The following is a 6,043-nucleotide window of genomic DNA, read 5'->3' as shown; positions in this document are numbered from 1 at the left end:
GCGAATCATCGTTCAACTCACGGAATCAGCGATCAAATTCCTTCGCAAGATGTGCGAATATGACAGCGCAAGCGGGGAGAGGTCGGAATGCAAGCGCAGCTTGAATTCCGGGTGAGGGGGACTCTCCGCGAGTTCACCTATCACCCAGTTCGCGGAGGCAGCCCCTCACCCCGACCCTCTCCCCGTGAAGAACGGGGAGAGGGAGAAGAGGCTCCGTGCTTGCTTCGATCGAGTTCTACCGTGACTTCTGGGCTTCGCCAACGGAAGGCAGTGGTTGGACGGTGACGCCGGGCGGCGGCACATCGTCGTCGGGTACGAAGAAATCCGACATCAGCGCGACCTTCGGGTCGACGCGGTAGCGCTCGAAATCGCGCACGCCGCTGTCATAGAGCACCTTGTCGTCGATGCAGAACTGCCCGGTGAATTCGCGCGCCGGTTTGGTCAGGATGACGTGCGCGGCATCGGCCATGATCTCGGGTGTGCGGCTGGCACGCATCATGGCGTCGCCGCCGAGGAGGTTGCCGACCGCGGCGGTGGCGATCGTCGTGCGCGGCCACAGCGCGTTGACGGCGACACCGGCCGATCGCAATTCGCCTGAGAGCCCCAGCACGCACATGCTCATGCCATACTTCGCCATGGTGTAGGCGGTGGAATGCTCGAACCATTTTGCTTTCATGTCGAGTGGTGGTGACAGCATCAGGATGTGCGGGTTTACTGCTTTCTTCAGATGCGGAATGCAATATTTCGACACCATGAAGGTGCCGCGGGTGTTGATACCGATCATCAGGTCGAACCGCTTCATGTCGGTGGCCTGCGAGTTGGTCAGGCTGATCGCGCTGGCATTGTTGACGCAGATGTCGATGCCGCCGAATTCGGCGACCGTCTTGTCGATCGCCGCGATCACCTGCGCCTCGTCCCTGATATCGCAGACGACCGGCAGCGCCTTGCCGCCGGCGGCGTGGATCTCGTCGGCGGCGGTGTAGATCGTGCCTTTCAGTTTCGGGTGCGGCTCCGTGGTCTTGGCGGCGATCGCGATATTGGCGCCATCGCGTGCCGCCCGCAGCGCAATCGCGAGCCCGATGCCGCGGCTCGCACCGGTGATGAACAGCGTCTTGCCTTTGAGCGACGTCATCCGAACCTCCCGTGTTATTTATCCATCTGCATGCAACACTCGTCCGCGCGTCTCCGGCAGCGCGTAGGCGGCCAGGAAGAATACAGCGTAAGCGGCGACCGCGAAAATCGCGATCGCATTAGCGAGCGAGGTCGTGGTCGAGAGCGCGCCGACGAGGTACGGGAACAGCGCGCCGATGCCGCGGCCGAAATTATAGCAGAAGCCCTGTCCGGAGCCGCGCAGCCGCGTCGGATAGAGCTCGGTCAGGAACGCGCCCATGCCGGAGAAATAGCCTGACGCGAAGAAGCCGAGCGGAAAGCCCAACACCCACAGCAATTCGTTGCTGATCTCCACTTGCGTATAGACCAGCACGACAGCGATGGCGCCGAGCGAGAAGGTCAGGAACAGGTTCCGACGGCCGATGCGATCGGCGAGCCAGGCGCCGACGAGATAGCCGATGAACGAGCCTATGATCAGCGCCGCGAGATAGCCGGTCGAGGTGACGATCGAAAGGTGCCGCTCCGTGGTGAGGAAGCGCGGCACCCAGAAGGTGATGGCGTAGTAGCCGCCCTGGCAGCCCGTCGCCGCCAGCGCCGCCAGGATGGTCGTCTTCAGGATCGGTCCCTGGAAGATCTCCCAGAGCGACGGCCGGTCGCCTTCGGCCTGCTGCTTCACGCGCGTCGCCGCCGCGATCTCAGGTTCGGTGACGTAGCGGCGCAGATAGAACACCAAGAGCGCCGGCAGCGCGCCGATCACGAACATCCAGCGCCACGCGGTCTCCGCGGGAAGAATCGAGAACAGGATCGCCTGCGCGAGCACCGCCAGGCCCCAGCCGACCGCCCAGCCCGATTGCACCGAACCGACCGCGCGTCCGCGATATTGCGGCCGGATCGCTTCGCCCATCAGCACCGCGCCCGCCGCCCATTCGCCGCCGAAGCCCAAGCCCAGGATTGCCCGCGCGATCAGGAGCTGATCGAAATTCTGCGCGACCGCGCAGATCAGCGAGAAGAACGAGAACCAGAGAATGGTGATTTGCAACGTCCTGACACGACCGATGCGGTCGGCGAGATAACCGCCGAGCCAGCCGCCGATGGCCGACGAGAGCAGCGTCACCGTGCCCGCAAGGCCCGCGGTGCCGGCATCGACCTTCCACAGCGTGATGATGGTGCCGATCACGAGCGGATAGATCATGAAATCCATGCCGTCGAGCGCCCAGCCCGAGGCGCAGGCCCAGAAGGTGCGCCGCTCCTGCAGGTTCATGTCGCGGTAGAAGGCGAGCAGGCTGGTGTCGTGGATTTCAGCGACTTCCATCGCCTTCGATGGATCCGATGTCGTCATGTTGAGGTCTCCGCGAGTTTCTTCTTGATCGGCCCTATTGCATGCGGCCGGCTTGCGGGAAAGGTAAATCTATCGCGAGAATGTAGGGTGGGCAAAGCGAAGCGTGCCCACCATGACGGGCGGAGTGCTGAGGGTGGGCACGCTTCGCTTTGCCCACCCTACGCTTTAGCTGCGCGGCTCCGTCAATACCCCGCCGCGTCAGCGCCGCGGGTGCGGGGATCGGGGGCGCCGAGCGGGCCGTTCGATGTCACCAGGATCGAGTTGGCGGAGGAATAGCCGAGCGGCTCGACGAGCTTGTGGCCTTTGGCCCTGAGCTCGGCCAGCACGTCATCGGGAAATCCCTTCTCGATCCGCACTTCATCCGGCAGCCATTGATGATGCACGCGCGGAGCGGCGACTGCGGCGGCGATATCCATCTTGTAGTCGATGACATCGACGATCACCTGCGTCACGGCGGAGATGATGCGGCTGCCACCGGGCGTGCCCGTCACCAGCACCGGCTTGCCGTTCCTCAGCACGATGGTCGGCGACATCGACGACAACGGCCGTTTTCCCGGACCGGGCAGATTGGCCTCGAAGCCGACCAGGCCGAATGCATTCGAGGCGCCGGGCGCGGCGGTGAAATCGTCGAGCTCGTTGTTGAGCAGCACGCCGGTGCCCTCGGCGACGAGGCCGACGCCATAGGGGAAGTTCAGCGTATAGGTGTTGCTGACCGCATTGCCGTGTTCGTCGACCACGGAATAATGCGTGGTGTTGGAACCTTCGCGCGGCGGCACCGCGGCCGCTTCGGCCCAGGGCGTGGCGCGGGCAAGATCGATGGTGGCGCGCTGCTTGGCGGCATTGCTCTTGTCGAGCAAAGCGACCGTCGGCGCATTGATGAAGGCGGGATCGCCGAGATAGCGGGCGCGATCGGCATAGGCGCGCTTCATCGCTTCGATCATGACATGGAGCGAAGCGGCCGAGGCCTGCTTCATGTCGGACATCTGGAAACCCTCGAGGATGTTCAGGATCTCCAGCAGCACGATGCCGCCCGAGGAAGGTAGCGGCATCGAGACGATGTCATAGCCGCGATAGGTGCCGCGCACCGGCGTGCGGATCACGGGCTGATAGGATTTCAGATCATCCAGCGCCATGATGCCACCGGCATCGCTGATAGCCTTGACGAGCTTTTCCGCGACCAGCCCCTCGTAGAAGCCGCGCGGACCCTGTTCGGCGATCGCGGTGAGCGTGACCGCGAGATCGCTCTGGATCAGCGTGTCGCCCTCATGCAGCGGCGAGCCATCTGCGCGGGAGAACGTTCTGGCGGAGTTCGGCCAGCGCGCCATGCGGCGATACATGTCCGACAACGTGTCCGCGATATCGTCCGCAACGGGAAGTCCATCGCGCGCGAGATCGATCGCGGGTTTGACGATCTGCGCCAGCGTGAATTTCCCCGAACCATATTTCTCCAGCGCCAGCGCGAGGCCGGCAACGGTGCCGGGCACGCCGATGCCGAGCGCGGAATTGCGCGACTTGTCGGGATCGGGCTTGCCCTCGGCATTGAGGAAGATGTCGCGGGTGATGGCGCCAGGGGCGGTCTCGCGATAGTCGATCGCGATATCCTCGTTGCGGTCGGCGAGGTGGATCACCATGAAACCGCCGCCGCCGATATTACCGGCGCGCGGATAGGTCACCGCCATGGCAAAGCCGGTCGCGACCGCCGCATCGACGGCGTTGCCGCCCTGGCGCATGATGTCGGCGCCGACGCGGGCTGCAAGTTTTTCCTGTGCCACCACCATGCCATGCTCGGCGGCAATGCCCCGCATGGTGTCGGCAGCCGGTGGCATGTAGAAGCGGCGCTGTTCCTGCGCGGCCGCCGGCATGATCGTGAAGACCACGAGCACAACAGTCGCGACAATCCTGCGCCAACGATTTGAGGAAGCTGTCATCAATATTTCACCGCGGTTGGAGCCGAAGTGAAGCGCTCGCGTAAGCGCCGCATGCTATATGGATTTGAAGCCGACAGGCAAAGCGCCTGTTCGTGATTGGGGCAGGACGATTTTCGCATGGACATGGCAATCAGCGAGGCAGGCAACGCGGAGTTGCCGAAGGAATATCCAAGCCGTGCCGCCGTCGTTAGCTGGATCTTTTTCGACTGGGCCGCGCAGCCTTATTTCACGCTGATCACGACCTTCGTCTTCGCGCCCTATTTTGCAGGTTTCGTCGCGCCCGATCCAGCGAGCGGGCAGGCGATGTGGGGCTTTGCCACCGCTGCAGCGGGACTTGCGATCGCGCTATTGTCGCCGGTGCTCGGCGCCATCGCGGACGCCAGCGGTCGGCGCAAGCCGTGGATCGCGGGTTTCGGCGCGCTGCTCGTGCTCGGTTCCTCGCTGATGTGGATCGGCCGGCCCGGCGATGCCAGCATCATCCCGCCGCTTCTGTTCGCCTATGCGCTTGCCTCTGTCGGCGCCGAGTTCGCCACCGTCTTCAACAATGCGATGATGCCGACCCTGGTGCCGCCGAACCGGATCGGGCGCCTCTCAGGAACCGGCTGGGCCACCGGCTATGTCGGAGGCGTGCTCAGCCTGTTCCTGGTGCTCGGCTTCCTCGCGGCCAGCCCTGACAGCGGGCGCACGCTGTTCGGTTTCAAGCCGCTGTTCGGGCTCGATCCCGCCACGCATGCGGGCGACCGCATCACCGGACCTTTGACCGCCCTCTGGTTCATCCTGTTCGTGACGCCGCTGTTTCTGTTCACGCCGGATTATCCGGCGAAGCGGCCGGTGCGGCAGGCGCTGCGCGAGGGTTTGCGCGAATTGAAGCAAACGATCGGCGAACTGCTGAGGCGGAAATCGCTCGCGACGTTCCTGCTCGCCAACATGATCTACGCCGATGGACTGGTATCGCTGTTCGCGTTCGGCGGCATCTACGCTGCCGGCACCTTCGGCTGGCGCACGATCCAGATCGGCACCTTCGGCATCATCCTCGCAATCGCCGGTGTGTTCGGCGCTTGGCTCGGGGGCAAGCTTGACGATCTCCTGGGCCCGAAGCGCGTGATCGTGGGCAGCTTGATCATCCTCTTGTTCTCGATCGCGGCTATTCTGCTCGTCGACAAGGATTCGATCCTGTTCGTGCCGGTTGCGCCGCCCGAGCCGGGCGGTGCGCTGTTCGCCGGTGCGGCCGAGCGCGCCTATCTCGTGCTCGGCTGTTTGATCGGCGCCGCCGGCGGGCCGTTGCAGGCGGCCTCGCGCACGCTTCTCATCCAGCTCGCGCCGAAGGATCGCATCGCGCAGTATTTCGGATTGTTCGCGCTGACCGGCAAGGTGACGTCGTTCATGGGCCCGCTCCTGATCGGCGCCATCACCGCGGCGACCGCGAGCCAGAAGGCCGGCATGGCGGTGCTGGTGCTGTTCTTCCTCGCGGGGCTCGCGCTGGTGACGCGGGTGCGGGACTAGATCGCTCGTCGTCCCGGGCTTGACCCGGGACCCATACCGCGTGATCTATCTTTTTTGCGCTGAGGGCAGTTGCCGCTTCACCAATTTAGGCCTGTGGTTGATGGGGTGGACGGCCCCCTACGGCATCAGTTGTGCCAGAATGAGGTTGTCGAAATCTCAAACG

Annotated in this window: 4 protein-coding genes; 1 reads left to right on the top strand and 3 read right to left on the bottom strand. The window is 64.1% G+C overall.

The window, feature by feature from the left end:
• Window positions 1–235: 235 nt before the first annotated feature.
• The 3 genes from AAFX91_RS37850 to ggt form a co-directional block, all read right to left on the bottom strand.
• Window positions 236–1,132, bottom strand: a complete 897-nt coding sequence (locus tag AAFX91_RS37850) for an SDR family oxidoreductase (protein WP_394569894.1) — start codon at window positions 1,130–1,132, stop codon at window positions 236–238.
• An 18-nt stretch (window positions 1,133–1,150) separates the two neighbouring features.
• Window positions 1,151–2,449: an MFS transporter gene (locus AAFX91_RS37845; protein WP_130584240.1), complete on the bottom strand. Its 1,299-nt coding sequence runs from the start codon at window positions 2,447–2,449 to the stop codon at window positions 1,151–1,153.
• 182 nt (window positions 2,450–2,631) lie between these two features.
• Window positions 2,632–4,311, bottom strand: coding sequence for a gamma-glutamyltransferase (gene ggt / locus AAFX91_RS37840; protein ID WP_394569896.1), 1,680 nt, complete (start codon window positions 4,309–4,311; stop codon window positions 2,632–2,634).
• Window positions 4,312–4,494: 183 nt separating this feature from the next.
• On the opposite strand from ggt, the gene AAFX91_RS37835 reads away from it, so the two are divergent.
• Window positions 4,495–5,880: an MFS transporter gene (locus AAFX91_RS37835; protein WP_130581459.1), complete on the top strand. Its 1,386-nt coding sequence runs from the start codon at window positions 4,495–4,497 to the stop codon at window positions 5,878–5,880.
• Window positions 5,881–6,043: the final 163 nt, after the last annotated feature.

The sequence above is a fragment of the Bradyrhizobium sp. 31Argb genome, assembly GCF_043638955.1.
In the GTDB taxonomy this organism is placed as follows: domain Bacteria; phylum Pseudomonadota; class Alphaproteobacteria; order Rhizobiales; family Xanthobacteraceae; genus Bradyrhizobium.
This window is presented reverse-complemented; position numbering and strand designations above follow the sequence as displayed.

Excerpts from the sequence above, each read along its gene's own strand:
- AAFX91_RS37835 (WP_130581459.1), top strand. The coding sequence starts at position 4,495 with ATGGACATGGCAATCAGCGAGGCAGGCAACGCGGAGTTGCCGAAGGAA.
- AAFX91_RS37850 (WP_394569894.1), bottom strand. The coding sequence starts at position 1,132 with ATGACGTCGCTCAAAGGCAAGACGCTGTTCATCACCGGTGCGAGCCGC.
- AAFX91_RS37845 (WP_130584240.1), bottom strand. The coding sequence starts at position 2,449 with ATGACGACATCGGATCCATCGAAGGCGATGGAAGTCGCTGAAATCCAC.
- ggt (WP_394569896.1), bottom strand. The coding sequence starts at position 4,311 with ATGCCGGCGGCCGCGCAGGAACAGCGCCGCTTCTACATGCCACCGGCT.